We start from the raw sequence: 14351 nt of genomic DNA on the forward strand, positions 1-14351 counted from the left end.
CAAGCTCAAGCACTTCCGTCGCTTCGCCACCCGCTACGACCGCCGCGCCGACCACTTCCTCGCCTTCATCCACCTCGCCGCCATCATGCTCTGGCTACGCTGAATGTGGATTCGTCCTAGCCGGCGGCCTCGGGCGGAAGGGCGATCAGCTCGATGTCGAAGAGGAGCGCGCTGCCGTTGGGGATGGGGTCGCGGTTGCGGTTCCCGTAGGCCAGGTCGGCGGGGATGGCGAACAGCCAGCGCTCGCCCACGCGCATCATCGGCACCCCCTCCTGCCAGCCCTTGATGAGGCGGGAGAGCGGGAAGGTGGCGGGCTCGCCGCGGTCGCGGGAGCTGTCGAACTTCCGCCCGTCGATGAAGGTCCCGGTGTAGTGGATGGTCACCGTCGCGCCGGGCGCGGGGCGCGGGGCCGACTTCGGGGCGCGCTTCAGCACCTTGTACTGCAGGCCGCTCTCGGTGGTCCTCCAGCCCGGCCGGCGGGCGTTCCAGGCGAGGTAGGCGGCCTGGCCCTGCTCCCAGCGGGCCTGGGGCGATAGGTCGGCGGCCGGCGCTGGGGCTTGAGGCGCGGGCGTGGCGGCGCAGGCCGACAGGATCAGGCCGCAGACGGTCGCGGCGGCGGCTTTTCGGATCATTCTTCCCCGACTCCCCCGGATTTCGGCGAACACCGTCCCGCTTCGGACGGTTGCGCGCAAGGCCGGACCTGGGCTCAATGCCGCCCACGTTCCGGGGGATATCCATGAAGTCCAAGCTGTTCGCCGCCGCCGCCGTCGCGGTTCTCGCCACCGCGCCCGCCTGGGCCCAGACGGCGCCCGCCGCCGCCCCGGCCAAGCCGCCCAAGTGGGATGTGAACGCTCCCCCGACCGTGGGTCAGCTCCGCCAGATCCCCATCGACGTGGACGAGGGCACCTGGATGGACCTAGACGTCAGCCCGGACGGGAAGACGATCGCGTTCGCGCTCCTGGGCGACATCTACGTCATGCCGATCGCGGGCGGGACGCCGACCCGGATCGCCGAGGGCCTGGCCTGGGAGGTGCAGCCGAGGTTCTCGCCCGACGGCCGGCGCATCGCCTTCACCTCGGACCGGGGCGGGGGCGACAACATCTGGGTGATGAACGCCGACGGCTCGGACAAGCGCCAGGTGACCAAGGAGGAGTTCCGGCTGCTGAACCAGCCCTCGTGGAGCCCCGACGGCCGTTTCATCGTGGCCAAGAAGCACTTCACGACAGGCCGCTCGCTGGGCACCGGCGAGGTGTGGCTCTACCACGTCTCGGGCGGCGGCGGCGTCCCGCTGGTCAAGCGGCCGAACGAGCAGCACCAGAAGGAGCTGGGCGAGCCGACCTTCGCGCCCGACGGCAAGTCGGTCTACTTCACCCGCAACATCACGCCGGGACCGGTTTTCGAGTACGCCCAGGATTCCAACACCGACCTCTTCAACATCGAGCGCTATGATCTGGCCACCGGCGAGGTCTCGACGACGGTGTCGGGGGAGGGCGGCTCGGTTCGGCCCACGCCCTCGCCGGACGGGACCAAGATCGCCTTCGTGCGCCGGGAACGGGCGAAGTCGCAGCTCTATGTGAAGGACCTGACTTCGGGCGTGGAACGGAAGGTCTTCGACGGCCTCGACCCCGACATGCAGGAGACCTGGGCCGTCGTGGGCCTCTATCCCAACATGGCCTGGACGCCGGATTCCAGGTCCCTGGTGTTCTGGGCCGGCGGCAAGATCCGGCGCGTGGATGCCGACGGGACGGGCGCGCGGGTCATCCCCTTCCACGTCGCCGACACCCGCACGGTGATCGACGCCCCGCACCCGAAGGTGGAGGTCTCGCCAGACCGCTTCACCACCAAGATGACCCGCTTCGCGGCGGTGTCGCCCGACGGCCGGCAGGTGGTCTTCGAGAGCCTGGGCAAGCTCTATGTGAAGCCGATGGCGGGCGGGACGCCCAAGCGCCTGACGCGCGGCGAGGACGACGCCTTCGAGCTGTTCCCGGCCTGGTCGCGGGACGGCCGGACGATCGTCTTCGTGAGCTGGACCGACAAGGGCCTGGGCCGCATCCGCACCGTGGCGGCCACGGGCGGCGCGCCGCGTGACGTGATTACCCAGCCCGGCCACTACGCCCGGCCGCAGTTCTCGCCGGACGGCCGGACGATCGTCTTCGAGAAGAAGGAGGGCGGCTTCCTGACTTCGAACACCTGGTCGGACAATCCGGGCGTCTATCGCGTGGCGGCCTCGGGCGGCGCGCCGTCGCGCATCGCCAAGGACATGGGCGAGCCCCAGTTCGGCGCGGCGAACGACCGGGTGTTCATGACGACCTCCGAGAAGGGCAAGCGCCAGCTCGTCTCCACCGACCTGAACGGCGAGGCCAGGCGGGTCCACGCCCAGGGCGACCTCGTGAACGACTACAGCGTCTCGCCGGACGGGGCGCTGGTAGCCTTCCGGCAGAACTACGAGGTCCACGTCATGCCGCTGATGCCGGGCGGCCAGGAAGTGAGCGTCGACGTGAAGGGCGGACCGATGCCGGTCACGCGCGCCAGCACGGGCGGGGCCAACTGGATCCACTGGTCGAACGGCGGCGGCGAACTGCACTGGAGCGTCGGGCCCACCGTCTATACGGCGAAGAGCGCCGAGCTTTTCCGCTCGGGCCCGGCCGGCGAGGACGCGCCGAAGTTCGAGCCGCCGAAGACCGGCGTGTCGCTGGCCCGCGAGGTGGCGGCCGACCGGCCCTCGGGCGTGGTGGCCCTCACCGGCGCGCGCGTCGTGACCATGAAGGACGAGCAGGGCGGGATCATCGAGGACGGCGTCGTGGTCATCCGCGACAACCGCATCGCGGCCGTCGGCAGGCGCGGCGAGGTGGCGATCCCCGCGGGCGCGAAGACCGTCGACGTCACCGGCAAGACGATCATCCCGGGTCTGGTGGACGCCCATGCCCATGGCCCCTACGGGATCGACGAACTGGTGCCGCAGCAGAACTGGTCGCTGATGGTCAACCTGGCGCTGGGGACCACGACCATCCACGACCCGTCGAGCCGGGCGGCCGAGGTGTTCGCCGCCTCGGAGATGCAGCGGGCGGGCCTGATCGTGGGGCCGCACATCTTCTCGACCGGCGAGATCGTCTATGGCGCCAAGTCGCCGAGCAACTACGCCGAGATCAACAGCCTGGACGACGCGCTGGCTCACGTGCGGCGCCTGAAGGCCGAGGGCGCGCACAGCGTGAAGAACTACAACCAGCCCAGGCGCGACCAGCGCCAGCAGATCGTCGAGGCCGCGCGCCGCGAGGGGATGCAGGTGGTGGCCGAGGGCGGGGCGCTGTTCGGCCAGGACATGACCATCATCGCCGACGGCAACTCGACCCTGGAGCACAACATCCCGCAGCTTCGGCTGTACGAGGACGTGCTGGGCTACTTCAGCCGCAGCAGCACCTACTACACGCCGACCCTGGTGGTGACCTTCGGGGGCCTGGCGGCGGACGAGTACTGGCGCTCGCACACCAACGTCTGGGAGCAGCCGGTCGTGAAGGCCAACACGCCCCCGACGCTGCTGGCCGCCGCCACGGTGCGCCGGCCGATCGCGCCCGAGGCCGACTACGCCGACGACGACAACGCCCGCGAGGCGCACAAGCTGGCCAAGCGCGGGGTGCCGGTCTCGATCGGCGCCCACGGCCAGCAGGCCGGCATCGGGCCGCACTGGGAGCTGTGGTCGTTCGTGCGCGGCGGGATGAGCCCCGTCGAGGCCCTGCGCGCCGGGACGATCGTCTCGGCCAGGTCGCTGGGGATGGACAAGGACATCGGTTCGCTGGAGGCTGGCAAGCTGGCCGACCTGGTGGTGCTGGACGCCGACCCGACCGCCGACATCCGCAACTCCGAGAAGGTGCACCGGGTGATGGTGGGCGGCCGGATGTACGATCCGGCCACCCTGAACGAGGTCGTCACGGGCGAGCGCAAGCGCGCGCCCTACTGGTGGGAATAGACGCTCAGGCCGTCGCGGGCTCGGGCTGGGGCGCCGGATAGCGGTAGCCCTGGCCCGCGCCGTTGGCGGCGGCGAGCTGGGCCTCGGCGAAGGCCCAGTTGGCGACGCGGTCGAACCAGCGCTCCAGGAACCCTTTCCGGTCGTTCTTGTAGTCCAGGTAGTAGGCGTGCTCCCAGAGGTCGCAGACCAGGAGCGGCGTCAGGCCCTCGCGCACCAGGGTGTCGTCGGCGTCGTGGGTCGAGATCACCTTCAGACCCTCGGCGCCCGTCACCAGCCAGACCCAGCCCGAGGCGAAGTGGTTCACGCCCTCGTCGACGAAGGCCTGCTTCAGGGCGTCCAGGCTCCCGAAGGCCTCATCGATCCGCGTGGCGAGCTCGCCCGAAGGCGCGCGGAACTGGGGCGTCATCGAGTTCCAGAAGAAGGCGTGGTTCCAGGCCTGGGCGGCATTGTTGAACAGCTTGTTGTCGCCGCGGGCGCGGGCCTCGCGCACCACCTCCTCCAGCGGCCGGCCGGCGAGCCCGGCCTTCGGCGCCAGTTCGTTGGTCTTGGCGACGTAGGCCCTGTGGTGCTTGCCGTGGTGGGTATGCAGCGTGTCGGCCGACACGGTCGGCGACAGGGCGTCGTGCGGGTAGGGCAGGTCGGGCAGGATGTACATGATACTGGTTCCCCGATGAGGAGGCGCGGGATGCGCCGGTCGGCGGTTCAACCCCGGCGGGGCCGAGGCGTTCCGGTCACATAGGCCTGCGCGCGCCCGGCGGAACCCCCGCGGCCTCGATTGCGATTGACTTGCAACTGCATCGCTCTATGACCTGCGAACGATTTGCAGGAAGGAGCCGTGCGGGTGCGGACGATGGGTAAGGCGTGGCTGGCGGGCGCGGCGTTCTCGGCGCTGGCGGCGGGAGGGGCCCATGCGGAGGCGCCTGCGGCGCCGGTCGACCTGGACGCGGTGGTCATCACGGCCCTTCGCGTCGAGCAGCCCCGCGCCGCCACGCCCGCGACGGTGCAGGTGATCGGCGAGGACGAGCTGGCCACCCAGGCGGCGCTGTCGCAGAGCGCCGTCGAGGCGGTGGCGGCGCTGGCGCCCTCCTTCTCGCCCACGCGCCAGAAGCTCTCGGGCTTCGGCGAGACCGTGCGGGGCCGCTCCCCGCTCTACCTCGTGGACGGCGTGCCGCAGTCGACGCCGCTGCGCGACGACAGCCGCGACGGCTTCACCATCGATCCGTTCTTCATTGAGCGGGTGGAGGTGGTGTTCGGCTCCAACGCCATCCAGGGCATCGGCGCCACCGGCGGGGTGGTGAACTACGTGACCGCGCCGACGCCCCGCGAGGCCGACGGCTGGGCGGGCAAGGTGATGGCCCAGACCACCTTCGACGACGAAGGCGAGGGCGACAGCTTCGGCTACAAGGCCGCGGGCCTCGTGGGCCGCGATTTCGGCCGCTGGGATTTCACGGCGGGGGCGGCCTACGAGACGCGGGGCGCGTTCTACGACGCGGACGGCCGGCGGATCGGCCCCGACAGCACCCAGGGCGACATCCAGGACTCCAAGTCGTGGTCGCTATTCGGCAAGGCGGGCTTCGACCTGACCGACACGCGCCGCATCGAGGTGATGGCCAACCACTTCGAGCTGGAGGGCGACGGCGACTATGTGCTGGTCAACGGCAATCGCGCCACCGGCCTGCCGACCACCGGCGTGCGCGGGGCCCAGCGCGGCCGGCCGCCGCGCAACAAGGTGACCTCGGTGGCGGCCACCTACCGCGACCGGGACCTGCTGGGCGGGACGTTAACGGCCCAGGCCTACGGGCACGACTACGAGGGGATCTTCGGCGGCGGCTTCGAGACGAGCTTTCAGGACCCGCGCATCGCCCCGGTCGGCCAGCTCTTCGACCAGTCGGCCAACAACTCCGAGAAGCTGGGCTTCAAGATCGACTACGAGCGCGAGGTCGGCGCCGTGCCGGGGCTGAAGGCGCTCGTGGGCCTGGACGGCATCCGCGACAAGACCTTCCAGATGCTGATCCAGACGGATCGCTTCTGGGTGCCCGAGACGATCTACGAGAGCCTCGCGCCGTTCGTGCAGCTTCGCCAGGCGCTGTGGGACGGCCGGGTCCATCTGTCGGCCGGCGCGCGGCAGGAGAACGCCACCCTGAAGGTCGACGACTACGTCACCATCTACACCTCCGGGGCGCGGGAGGTGGCCGGTGGCTCGCCCAGCTTCAAGGAGACGCTGTTCAACGTCGGCGGGACGGTGACGGTGGTGGACGGCGTGACCGCTTACGCCTCGTACGCGCAAGGGTTCACCATGCCGGACGTGGGCCGGGTCCTGCGGGCCATCAACACGCCGGGCCAGGACATCGACAGCTACCTGGACGTCCAGCCGGTGGTCTCGGACAACGTCGAGCTCGGCGTCGAGGTGGCGAAGGAGCGCTGGCGCGGGTCGCTGGCCTGGTTCCAGTCGAACTCGGACCGCGGCGCGCTCCTGGTGCGCAACGCCAACGGCGTCTTCGACGTGCAGCGCCAGCGCACCGAGATCGAGGGCTTCGAGGCCACGCTCCGGGTCCGCGCCACCGACTGGCTGACGCTGGGCGGGGCGTATTCGCACCTGAAGGGCCGCACCGACGGCGACGGGGACGGCGAGGTCGACCGCGACCTCAACGGCGCGAACATCTCCCCCGACCGCCTGACCGCCTACGCCGAAGGGACCTGGGGCCCGGCCAGCCTGCGCGTCCAGGTCCAGGACTTCGAGAGCCGCGACTTCGAGGGCGAGCCGGCGGCCAACAGCTTCGAGGGCTACACCCTGGTGGACGCCGTGGGCACCTGGCGGTTCCCGGCGGCCGACGTCAGCCTGGGCGTCCAGAACCTGCTGGACGAGCAGTACATCAGCTACTTCAGCGACACCCAGAACCCGACCGACAACGCCCGCTACTGGGCCGGCCGGGGCCGGACGGTCACGCTCACCGTGGCGAAGCGGTTCTGATGGGCGTCCTTCGGACCCTGCACGCCTGGGCCGGCGCGTTCCTCGCGCTGGTGCTGGTGGCGCTGGGCCTGAGCGGGAGCCTGCTGGTGCTGCGCGACCCGTGGGTGAAGCTGACGGTCCTCGAGGCCCGCGCCGGGATCGCGCCGACGCCCCAGGCCCTGGGCGCAGCCATGGAGTCCATCGAGGCTCAGGCGCCCGGCGAACTGCGCAGCGTGGTGTTCGGCGGGCCGCACCTGGGCGTGCACCGCCTGTATTTCGCCGACAGGCAGCTCGGCTACGGCGCGGCGGACGGGCGGGTCCTCGCCCGGTTCGCGCCCGAGACGCGGATAGAGGGCTGGGTGTTCGAGCTGCACCACCGGCTGCTGGCCGGGGAGACGGGGGAGACGATCGTCGGCGCGGCGGGCATCGCGGGGGCCGTGCTGGTCCTGACCGGCGCGATCGTCTGGCTGCCGGCCTGGCGCAGCTTCGGCGCGCGGGTGTGGCCGAGGACGGTGACGAAGCGGGCCGATCTGGTGGGCGCGCACCGCAACCTCGGCGTCGTCACGGCGGTCCCGGTCTTCGTGCTCTGCCTGACCGGCGGGGCGATCAGCTTCCATGAGGCGACCCAGGCGTTGATGGCGCCCGGCGTCGAGGCTCCCAAGCCGCCTAAGGCCGGGGTGGGCGAGGTGGATTGGCCCCGTGCGCTGGCCGCCGCGCAAGGGGCCTTCCCGGACGCCGTGATCCGCACGGCCGCGCCGCCCGCCAGGCCGGGCGCGCCCCTGGCCGTCCGTCTGAAGCAGCCGGGCGAATGGCATCCCAACGGCCGCACTGTCGTCTACGTGGATCCTGTCGACGAGCGGGTGATCGGCGCCGTCGACGCCCGGGCGCTGGCCCCGGGCATGCGGGCGTTCAACAGCTTCTATCCGCTGCACGCCGGCGCGGTCGGGGGCCTCGCCTACGAGACGGTGGTGTTCCTCTCGGGCCTGGCGCTGGCGATGCTGGGCGGCTTCGGCCTCTGGTCGTTCCTGCTGAAGCAGGCGCGCGGGCGCCGCCGCGCGACGGCCGCGCAGGCGGCGGAATAGGGGCCTACTGCGCCGCCTGCTCCTGGGCGTAGCCGAGCTGTTCGTTCAGGCGTTCCAGGACGGTGATCGCCGCTTCCGGAATGACCGTGCCCGGCGGGAAGACGGCGGCGACGCCCATCTCCTCCAGGGCCTTGACGTCCTCGGGCGGGATGACGCCGCCCACCACGACCATGATGTCCGGCCGGCCCAGGCGGGCGAGCTCGGCCTTGAGCTCAGGCACAAGCGTCAGGTGGCCGGCGGCGAGCGAGCTCGCGCCCACCGCGTGGACGCCGTCGCGGACGGCCTGGGCGGCGGTCTCGGCCGGGGTCTGGAACAGGTCGCCGATGTCCACGTCGAAGCCCAGGTCGGCGAAGCCCGAGGCGATCACCTTCTGGCCGCGGTCGTGGCCGTCCTGGCCCATCTTGGCGATCAGCACGCGGGGCCTGCGGCCGTCGGCCTGGGCGAAGGCCTCGGCCATGGCCCGGGCGCGGTCAGCGGCGGGGGTGGCGCCGGCTTCGCGGAGGTAGACGCCCTTCACCGCGTCGGCGCGGGCCTTGTGGCGGTTGAACACCTTCTCCAGGGCGAACGAGATCTCGCCGACGGTGGCCTTGGCGCGGGCGGCGTTCACGGCCAGCTCCAGCAGGTTGCCGTTCCCCTCGGCCCCGGCGGTCAGGGCGTCGAGGGCCGCGGCCACGGCCTCGGGATCGCGCTCGGCCTTGAGCCTGTTCAGCTTGGCGATCTGGGCGGCGCGGACGGCGGTGTTGTCGACTTTCAGCACCGGGATGTCGTCGGCCACGTCGGGCTTGTAGCGGTTCACGCCGACGACGCTCTGCTGGCCGGAATCGATGCGGGCCTGGGTGCGGGCCGAGGCCTCCTCGATGCGGCGCTTGGGCAGGCCGGCCTCGATGGCCTTGGTCATGCCGCCCAGGGCCTCGACCTCGGCGATGTGGGCGAGCGCCCGCTGGGCCAGTTCCGCGGTCAGCGCCTCGACGTAATAGCTGCCGCCCCAGGGATCGATGACCCGGGTCTGGCCGCTTTCGAGCTGGATGAAGAGCTGGGTGTTGCGCGCGATCCGGGCCGAGAAGTCGGTCGGCAGCGCCAGGGCCTCGTCCAGCGAGTTGGTGTGCAGGCTCTGGGTCTGGCCGCCGGTGGCCGCCATGGCCTCGATGGCGGTGCGGGCGACGTTGTTGAACACGTCCTGGGCGGCCAGCGACCAGCCCGAGGTCTGGGTGTGGGCCCGCAGGGACAGCGAGCGCGGGTCCTTCGGGTCGAACTCCTGCTTCATGAGCTTGGCCCAGAGCAGGCGGGCGGCCCGCTGCTTGGCCACCTCCATGAACATGTCCATGCCGGCGCACCAGAAGAAGGACAGGCGCGGCGCGAACTGGTCGACGGTCATGCCGGCGGCGACGCCGGCGCGGACGTACTCGATGCCGTCGGCCAGGGTGTAGGCCAGCTCCAGGTCCAGCGTCGCCCCGGCTTCCTGCATGTGGTAGCCGCTGATGGAGATCGAGTTGAACCTCGGCATCTCCCTGGACGTGTAGGCGAAGATGTCCGAGACGATCCGCATCGAGGGACCCGGCGGATAGATGTAGGTGTTCCGGACCAGGAACTCCTTGAGGATGTCGTTCTGGATGGTGCCCGAGAGCTTCTCGTGCGGCACGCCCTGTTCCTCGGCCGCCACGATGTAGAGCGCCATGACCGGCAGGACGGCGCCGTTCATGGTCATCGACACGCTCATCTTGTCGAGCGGGATGCCGTCGAACAGCGTCCGCATGTCGAGGATGGAGTCGATGGCCACGCCGGCCATGCCGACGTCGCCGGGCACGCGGGGGTGGTCGCTGTCGTAGCCGCGGTGGGTGGCCAGGTCGAAGGCGATGGAGAGGCCCATCTGACCGGCCGCCAGGTTGCGGCGGTAGAAGGCGTTGGAGTCCTCGGCCGTGGAGAAACCCGCGTACTGGCGGATGGTCCACGGATTGGTCGCGTACATCGTGGGGTAGGGGCCCCGGACGAAGGGCGCGAGGCCGGGATAGCCGCCCAGGGCCGCGAAGCCCGGCGCGTCGGCGGCGCCATAGGCCGGCTTCACCGGAATGCCCTCCGGCGTAGGCCACGGTTCGCCGGAGGGCGGGGCGGCCGGCGGCAGGTTGGCGTCGAAGGGCAGGGCGGCGAAATCGGGGAAGCCGGTCATTGGGCGGCCTCGTACTTTTCGGAAAGGCGCATGGGCTTGAGCGGCCGACAGCGGCCGTCGGGGCCGGGCAGGCGGGCGTCGGGCGCCTGGACGGGCTGGGCCGCGGCCTTCTCGACCTCCACCGGGGCCTCCTCGGTCGGCGGGAAGGCGGTGACGCCCACGATCTTCAGCTCGCCCCGGGCGGCGTTGGCGGCCTCGACCTCGCGGGCCACATCGCCGTTTGTCAGCGCCGCGACCAGGCCGCCGCCGGCCTCGATGGTCTGGAACCTGGCCCAGGCGGCGCGGGCGATCTCGTCCGTGAGCGCCTCGATGTAACCCGAGCCCGCGGCGGGATCGGCCACGCGGCCGATGCCGGCTTCTTCCATCAGCACGAGCTGGGTGTTGCGGCTCTGGCGCCGGGCGAAGGCGGTCGGCAGGCCGAGCGCGTCGGTGAAGTTCCCCAGCAGGACCGCGTCGGCCCCGCCCACGGCGGCGCCGAAGCCGGCGGCGGTGAGGCGGATCATGTTGGTGAAGGCGTCCTTCGCGGCCAGCATCCGGCGCGACGAGCGGGCCTCGATCCGGGCCTGGGGGGGCGCGCCGCAGGCCGAGGCGATGCGGGCCCAGATCGCGCGGGCGGCGCGTAGCTTGGCGATGGTGAGGAAGTAGTCGGCGTCGGCCGAGAGGCCGAGTGTGATGCGGGCGAAGGCCTCGGCCATGGGCAATCCCGCGCGCACCAGGGCCTTGGCGTAGGCGACCGCCGCGGCGGCCGCGAAGGCGACCTCCAGGGCCTCGCCGCCGCCGGCCTCATGGACCACGCGGCCCGAGGCCAGGAAGAGCTGGCCCTGGGGATAGGGTTGGGAGAGGCGCATCGCCACCGTGGCGGCGCTGATGAGGTGGCTTTCGATCGGGCCCGGGCTCTGTCCGGTCTCGGCGAAAGCGCTCAGGGGATCGAGGTTGAAGTTGAGCTTGGCGCCCGGCGAGGACTTGGCGAGCGCGTGCAGCCAGTCGGCGGCCTTGGGCCCCAGGAAGCCGGCGTCGAGGCCGACCGGGGCCAGCTCCAGGATCACGTCCTTCAGCACGCGCCCCAGGCCGTCTGCCGAGCCCACGGCGACGCCCGCCTCACCCGTCGGGTCGATCTTCACGACCACCGAGGCGGCTCCGCCCTCGAGGTCGGCCAGCGCCTCGGCGTTGGCCCGCGCCGGATCGGGATGGGCGGTGAGCGTGCGGATGTCCCACGGGCGCCCGGCGTCGAAGGGCCGGGGCGGGAAGGCCGCCGGGCGTTCGGCCTGGGCGTAGAGCGGCTGGATCGGCAGGCCTTCGGCGGTGGCCTTCTGCAGGCTCTCGAAGGGCTTGTCGCCGAGGGTCTTGGCGACGAGGGCCCGCCAGGCGTCCTCGCCGGCGGGGGTGAATCCAGGGTCCAGGAGACGGGTGTCGGGCATGGGGGCAGATGGGCCCTCGCGCCCGGGGGCGTCAAGTTCACCCAGGGTCACGACTCGCGGCAAGCTCAGCGCCGGACTTCGCGAGGACGAGATGCCGACCGTCGACTACTACCGCGCCCAGGACATGATGATGGAATGGGGCCCGCGCGTCCTCATCGCCGTGGTCATCCTGCTGGCCGCGCACATCCTGGCCAAGATGGTGCAGTGGGGCCTGGCCCGGGTGATCGACCGCACGCCGGGCCTGAAGACGCACAACGAGGGCGTCGAGCCCAAGGAGACGGTGGGCTACCAGCTCGGCCAGCTCGGCTACTGGCTGGTGCTGCTGATCGGCCTGATCGGGGCGCTGACCACACTGGGCCTGACCAGCATCGTCGAGCCGCTGAACGGCCTCCTGATCGAGGTGACGGCCTTCATCCCGTTCCTGCTGGGCGCGGTGGTGATCTTCTTCGTGGGCTTCATCGTGGCCACCCTGGCGCAGCGGGTGGTGGAGGCGGGCCTGGCGGCGGCGCGCACCGACGCCTGGCTGGAGAAGGCGGGCCTGTCGCGGGTGACCGGCGCCTCGGGCCTGTCGAAGACCGTCGGCACGCTGGTCTTCGTGCTGATCATCATCCCCGTCACCATCGCGGCCCTGCAGCAACTGGGCGTCAGCGCCATCTCGGACCCGGCGGTGGCGGTGCTGGCGACGGTGCTGGAGGCGGTCCCCCGGCTGCTGGGCGCGGCCATCGTGCTGGCCCTGGCGTTCCTGATCGGCCGCTGGGTGGCGAGTCTGCTGGAGCAGCTCCTGCCGTCCCTGGGCTTCGATCGCAGCCTGCAGGCCCTGGGGATCGGCGCCGGCGAGCCCACGCCCGAAGGCGCCGAGCCCGCGCCGCCGCGCTTCACGCCGTCCAAGGTCGTGGCGAGCCTGTCGCTGGTCGCCATCATGCTGTTCTCGGCTGTGGAGGCCGCCCGGCTGATGGCCTTCGCCGCGGTGGCGGTGATGCTGACCGAGATCCTGGAGCTGGCCGGCCATGTGCTGTTCGGCGGGGTCATCATCGCCGTGGGCGTGATGGTGGCGAACTTCCTGTCGACCCTGATCGACCGCTCGACCAACGGGGCGGACGGATTCGCGTCCAACATCGTGAAATGGGCGACCATAGCGCTCGCCACCGCCATGGGGCTGCGCTTCATGGGGATCGCGGACGAGATCGTGATCCTGGCCTTCGGCCTCATCCTGGGGTCGGCGGCGGTGGCCGCCGCGCTCGCCTTCGGCATCGGCGGCCGGGAGGCGGCGGCGAAGCTGCTGGAGCGGTGGACGAGGGACGGCGGTGGGAAGGGCTAAGCGCGCCTCTCCCCCGACACGCAGTACGAGGGGAGAGGGCAGGGTGAGGGGCGACGGGACGGAGCCGTCCCGCAATGCTCGCCGCAACTGATATCCCGGCTGAGCCGCCGGAGAGGGTGAGAGGCCGGCGCCGCCCCTCACCCAGTCTCTCCCCTCTCGCTTCGCGGGGGGAGAGGAGAAGCTACACCCGCTCGACGATGATCGCCGGGGCCATGCCGCCGGCGGCGCACATGGTGACCAGGCCGCGCTTGAGGTCGCGACGTTCCAGTTCGTCGATGATCGTGCCGATCAGGATGGAGCCGGTGGCGCCGATCGGGTGACCCAGGGCCATGGCGCCGCCGTTCACATTGACCTTCTCGCGGTCGAGCTTGAGGTCGCGGATGAATTTTTCGGCCACGACCGCGAACGCCTCGTTGATTTCCCACAGGTCGATGTCGTCCGGCGTGAGGCCGGCCTTCTTAAGCACTTTCAGCGCGGCCGGGACCGGGGCGTTCAGCATGAGCGTGGGGGAATCACCGACGTTGGCCATGGCGACCACGCGGGCGCGGGCCTTCAGGCCGTTCTTCGCGGCGTACTCCGGCGAGGCCAGCAGGACGGCGGCGGCGCCGTCCACGACGCCCGAGGAATTCCCGGCGTGGTGGAAGTGGCGGATCTTCAGGTCGGGGTAGACCTGATTGATCAGGCCGGCGAGGGTCGTGCCCTTTTCGTCGAGCGGCGCGTTGGCCATCGCTTCGAACGAGGGCTTCAGCGAGGCGAGGCCCTCCAGCGTCGTCTGCGGACGGGGGAATTCCTCGCGGTCGAGCGCCACCGTGCCGTCGTCGCGATGGACCGGCACGAGCGAACGGTCGAAGCGGCCCTCGCGGACGGCGACGTCGGCGCGCTGCTGGCTGACGTAGGCCAGTTCGTCCAGGGCTTCGCGGGTGATGCCCTCCATGGTGGCGATGGCGTCGGCGCAGACCCCCTGGTGGGACTGCGGGTGCTTGGCGCGCAGGCGGGTGTTGCCCGAGTCCAGCAGGGCGGGGCCGCCGTCGGGGCCCTGCATCGAGGCGGTCGCGGCGGTGTAGGACATCATCTCGGCGCCGCCGGCAATCACCAGGTCCTCCATCCCCGACATGATCGAGGCGGCGGCCATGTTCACGGCGGTGATGCCCGAGCCGCAGAAGCGGTCGAGGGTGACGCCCGAGGCGCGCACGTCGTAGCCGGCGTCGAGGGCGGCCATGCGGCCCAGGTCCCCGCCCTGCTTGCCGCGCTGGGACGAGGTGCCCCACACGATGTCCTCGACGTCCGAGGTCTTGAGCTGGTTGCGCTCGGCCAGCGCCTTCAGGACGGTGGCGGCCAGGTGCTGCGGATGGAATTCGGCGAGCGCGCCCTTGCCGACCTTGCCGATGCCGCGCGGGGTGCGGCAGGCGTCGATGATGAGAGCTTCGGGCATTTGGGATCCTCCCCTGGAATTCT

General features: G+C 71.3%; 9 protein-coding genes and 1 pseudogene. 5 read left to right on the forward strand and 5 right to left on the reverse strand.

What is annotated here, in order from left to right:
• Positions 1 to 103 (forward strand): annotated as a pseudogene (locus tag ACK4TT_RS10140) (IS5/IS1182 family transposase); the annotation flags it as partial.
• A gap of 13 nt (positions 104 to 116) precedes the next feature.
• Here ACK4TT_RS10140 and ACK4TT_RS10145 read toward each other — a convergent pair.
• Positions 117 to 632 carry an FKBP-type peptidyl-prolyl cis-trans isomerase gene (locus ACK4TT_RS10145; RefSeq protein ID WP_409642092.1) on the reverse strand — a complete coding sequence of 172 codons (516 nt, stop codon included), beginning with the start codon at positions 630 to 632 and terminating at the stop codon, positions 117 to 119.
• Between the two features lie 104 nt (positions 633 to 736).
• Here ACK4TT_RS10145 and ACK4TT_RS10150 point away from each other — a divergent pair, with 104 nt between their 5' ends.
• Positions 737 to 3964: an amidohydrolase family protein gene (locus tag ACK4TT_RS10150; protein WP_410212936.1), complete on the forward strand. Its 3228-nt coding sequence runs from the start codon at positions 737 to 739 to the stop codon at positions 3962 to 3964.
• Between the two features lie 4 nt (positions 3965 to 3968).
• Here the strand turns inward: ACK4TT_RS10150 and ACK4TT_RS10155 are convergent, their stop codons facing one another.
• A complete protein-coding gene (locus ACK4TT_RS10155; RefSeq protein ID WP_410212937.1) occupies positions 3969 to 4619 on the reverse strand; it encodes a superoxide dismutase in 651 nt (216 codons plus the stop codon).
• A 195-nt stretch (positions 4620 to 4814) separates the two neighbouring features.
• Between ACK4TT_RS10155 and ACK4TT_RS10160 the strand changes: the two genes are divergently transcribed.
• Both ACK4TT_RS10160 and ACK4TT_RS10165 read left to right on the forward strand, forming a co-directional pair.
• The gene (locus ACK4TT_RS10160; protein WP_410212971.1) at positions 4815 to 6935 is read left to right on the forward strand and encodes a TonB-dependent receptor; all 2121 of its coding nucleotides are present in this window, start codon (positions 4815 to 4817) and stop codon (positions 6933 to 6935) included.
• Positions 6935 to 7996, forward strand: a complete 1062-nt coding sequence (locus ACK4TT_RS10165) for a PepSY-associated TM helix domain-containing protein (RefSeq protein ID WP_410212938.1) — start codon at positions 6935 to 6937, stop codon at positions 7994 to 7996. The genes ACK4TT_RS10160 and ACK4TT_RS10165 overlap by 1 nt, the downstream gene beginning before the upstream one ends.
• 4 nt (positions 7997 to 8000) lie before the next feature.
• Here the strand turns inward: ACK4TT_RS10165 and scpA are convergent, their stop codons facing one another.
• Both scpA and ACK4TT_RS10175 read right to left on the reverse strand, forming a co-directional pair.
• Positions 8001 to 10160: a methylmalonyl-CoA mutase gene (gene scpA / locus ACK4TT_RS10170; protein WP_409642077.1), complete on the reverse strand. Its 2160-nt coding sequence runs from the start codon at positions 10158 to 10160 to the stop codon at positions 8001 to 8003.
• Positions 10157 to 11578, reverse strand: coding sequence for a methylmalonyl-CoA mutase family protein (locus ACK4TT_RS10175; RefSeq protein ID WP_410212939.1), 1422 nt, complete (start codon positions 11576 to 11578; stop codon positions 10157 to 10159). The genes scpA and ACK4TT_RS10175 overlap by 4 nt, the downstream gene beginning before the upstream one ends.
• Positions 11579 to 11669: 91 nt before the next feature.
• Between ACK4TT_RS10175 and ACK4TT_RS10180 the strand changes: the two genes are divergently transcribed.
• Positions 11670 to 12896: a mechanosensitive ion channel gene (locus ACK4TT_RS10180; protein WP_410212940.1), complete on the forward strand. Its 1227-nt coding sequence runs from the start codon at positions 11670 to 11672 to the stop codon at positions 12894 to 12896.
• Between the two features lie 181 nt (positions 12897 to 13077).
• On the opposite strand, the gene ACK4TT_RS10185 is transcribed toward ACK4TT_RS10180, so the two are convergent.
• Positions 13078 to 14328 carry an acetyl-CoA C-acetyltransferase gene (locus tag ACK4TT_RS10185; protein ID WP_410212941.1) on the reverse strand — a complete coding sequence of 417 codons (1251 nt, stop codon included), beginning with the start codon at positions 14326 to 14328 and terminating at the stop codon, positions 13078 to 13080.
• Positions 14329 to 14351: the final 23 nt, after the last annotated feature.

It is taken from the genome of Phenylobacterium sp. (assembly GCF_046463815.1).
Classification (GTDB): domain Bacteria; phylum Pseudomonadota; class Alphaproteobacteria; order Caulobacterales; family Caulobacteraceae; genus Phenylobacterium.

What these genes read in the sequence shown, in the direction of transcription:
- ACK4TT_RS10165 (WP_410212938.1), top strand. Translation starts at nt 6,935, where the DNA reads ATGGGCGTCCTTCGGACCCTGCACGCCTGGGCCGGCGCGTTCCTCGCG.
- ACK4TT_RS10150 (WP_410212936.1), top strand. Translation starts at nt 737, where the DNA reads ATGAAGTCCAAGCTGTTCGCCGCCGCCGCCGTCGCGGTTCTCGCCACC.
- ACK4TT_RS10145 (WP_409642092.1), bottom strand. Translation starts at nt 632, where the DNA reads ATGATCCGAAAAGCCGCCGCCGCGACCGTCTGCGGCCTGATCCTGTCG.
- ACK4TT_RS10155 (WP_410212937.1), bottom strand. Translation starts at nt 4,619, where the DNA reads ATGTACATCCTGCCCGACCTGCCCTACCCGCACGACGCCCTGTCGCCG.
- ACK4TT_RS10160 (WP_410212971.1), top strand. Translation starts at nt 4,815, where the DNA reads ATGGGTAAGGCGTGGCTGGCGGGCGCGGCGTTCTCGGCGCTGGCGGCG.
- ACK4TT_RS10175 (WP_410212939.1), bottom strand. Translation starts at nt 11,578, where the DNA reads ATGCCCGACACCCGTCTCCTGGACCCTGGATTCACCCCCGCCGGCGAG.
- ACK4TT_RS10185 (WP_410212941.1), bottom strand. Translation starts at nt 14,328, where the DNA reads ATGCCCGAAGCTCTCATCATCGACGCCTGCCGCACCCCGCGCGGCATC.
- ACK4TT_RS10180 (WP_410212940.1), top strand. Translation starts at nt 11,670, where the DNA reads ATGCCGACCGTCGACTACTACCGCGCCCAGGACATGATGATGGAATGG.
- scpA (WP_409642077.1), bottom strand. Translation starts at nt 10,160, where the DNA reads ATGACCGGCTTCCCCGATTTCGCCGCCCTGCCCTTCGACGCCAACCTG.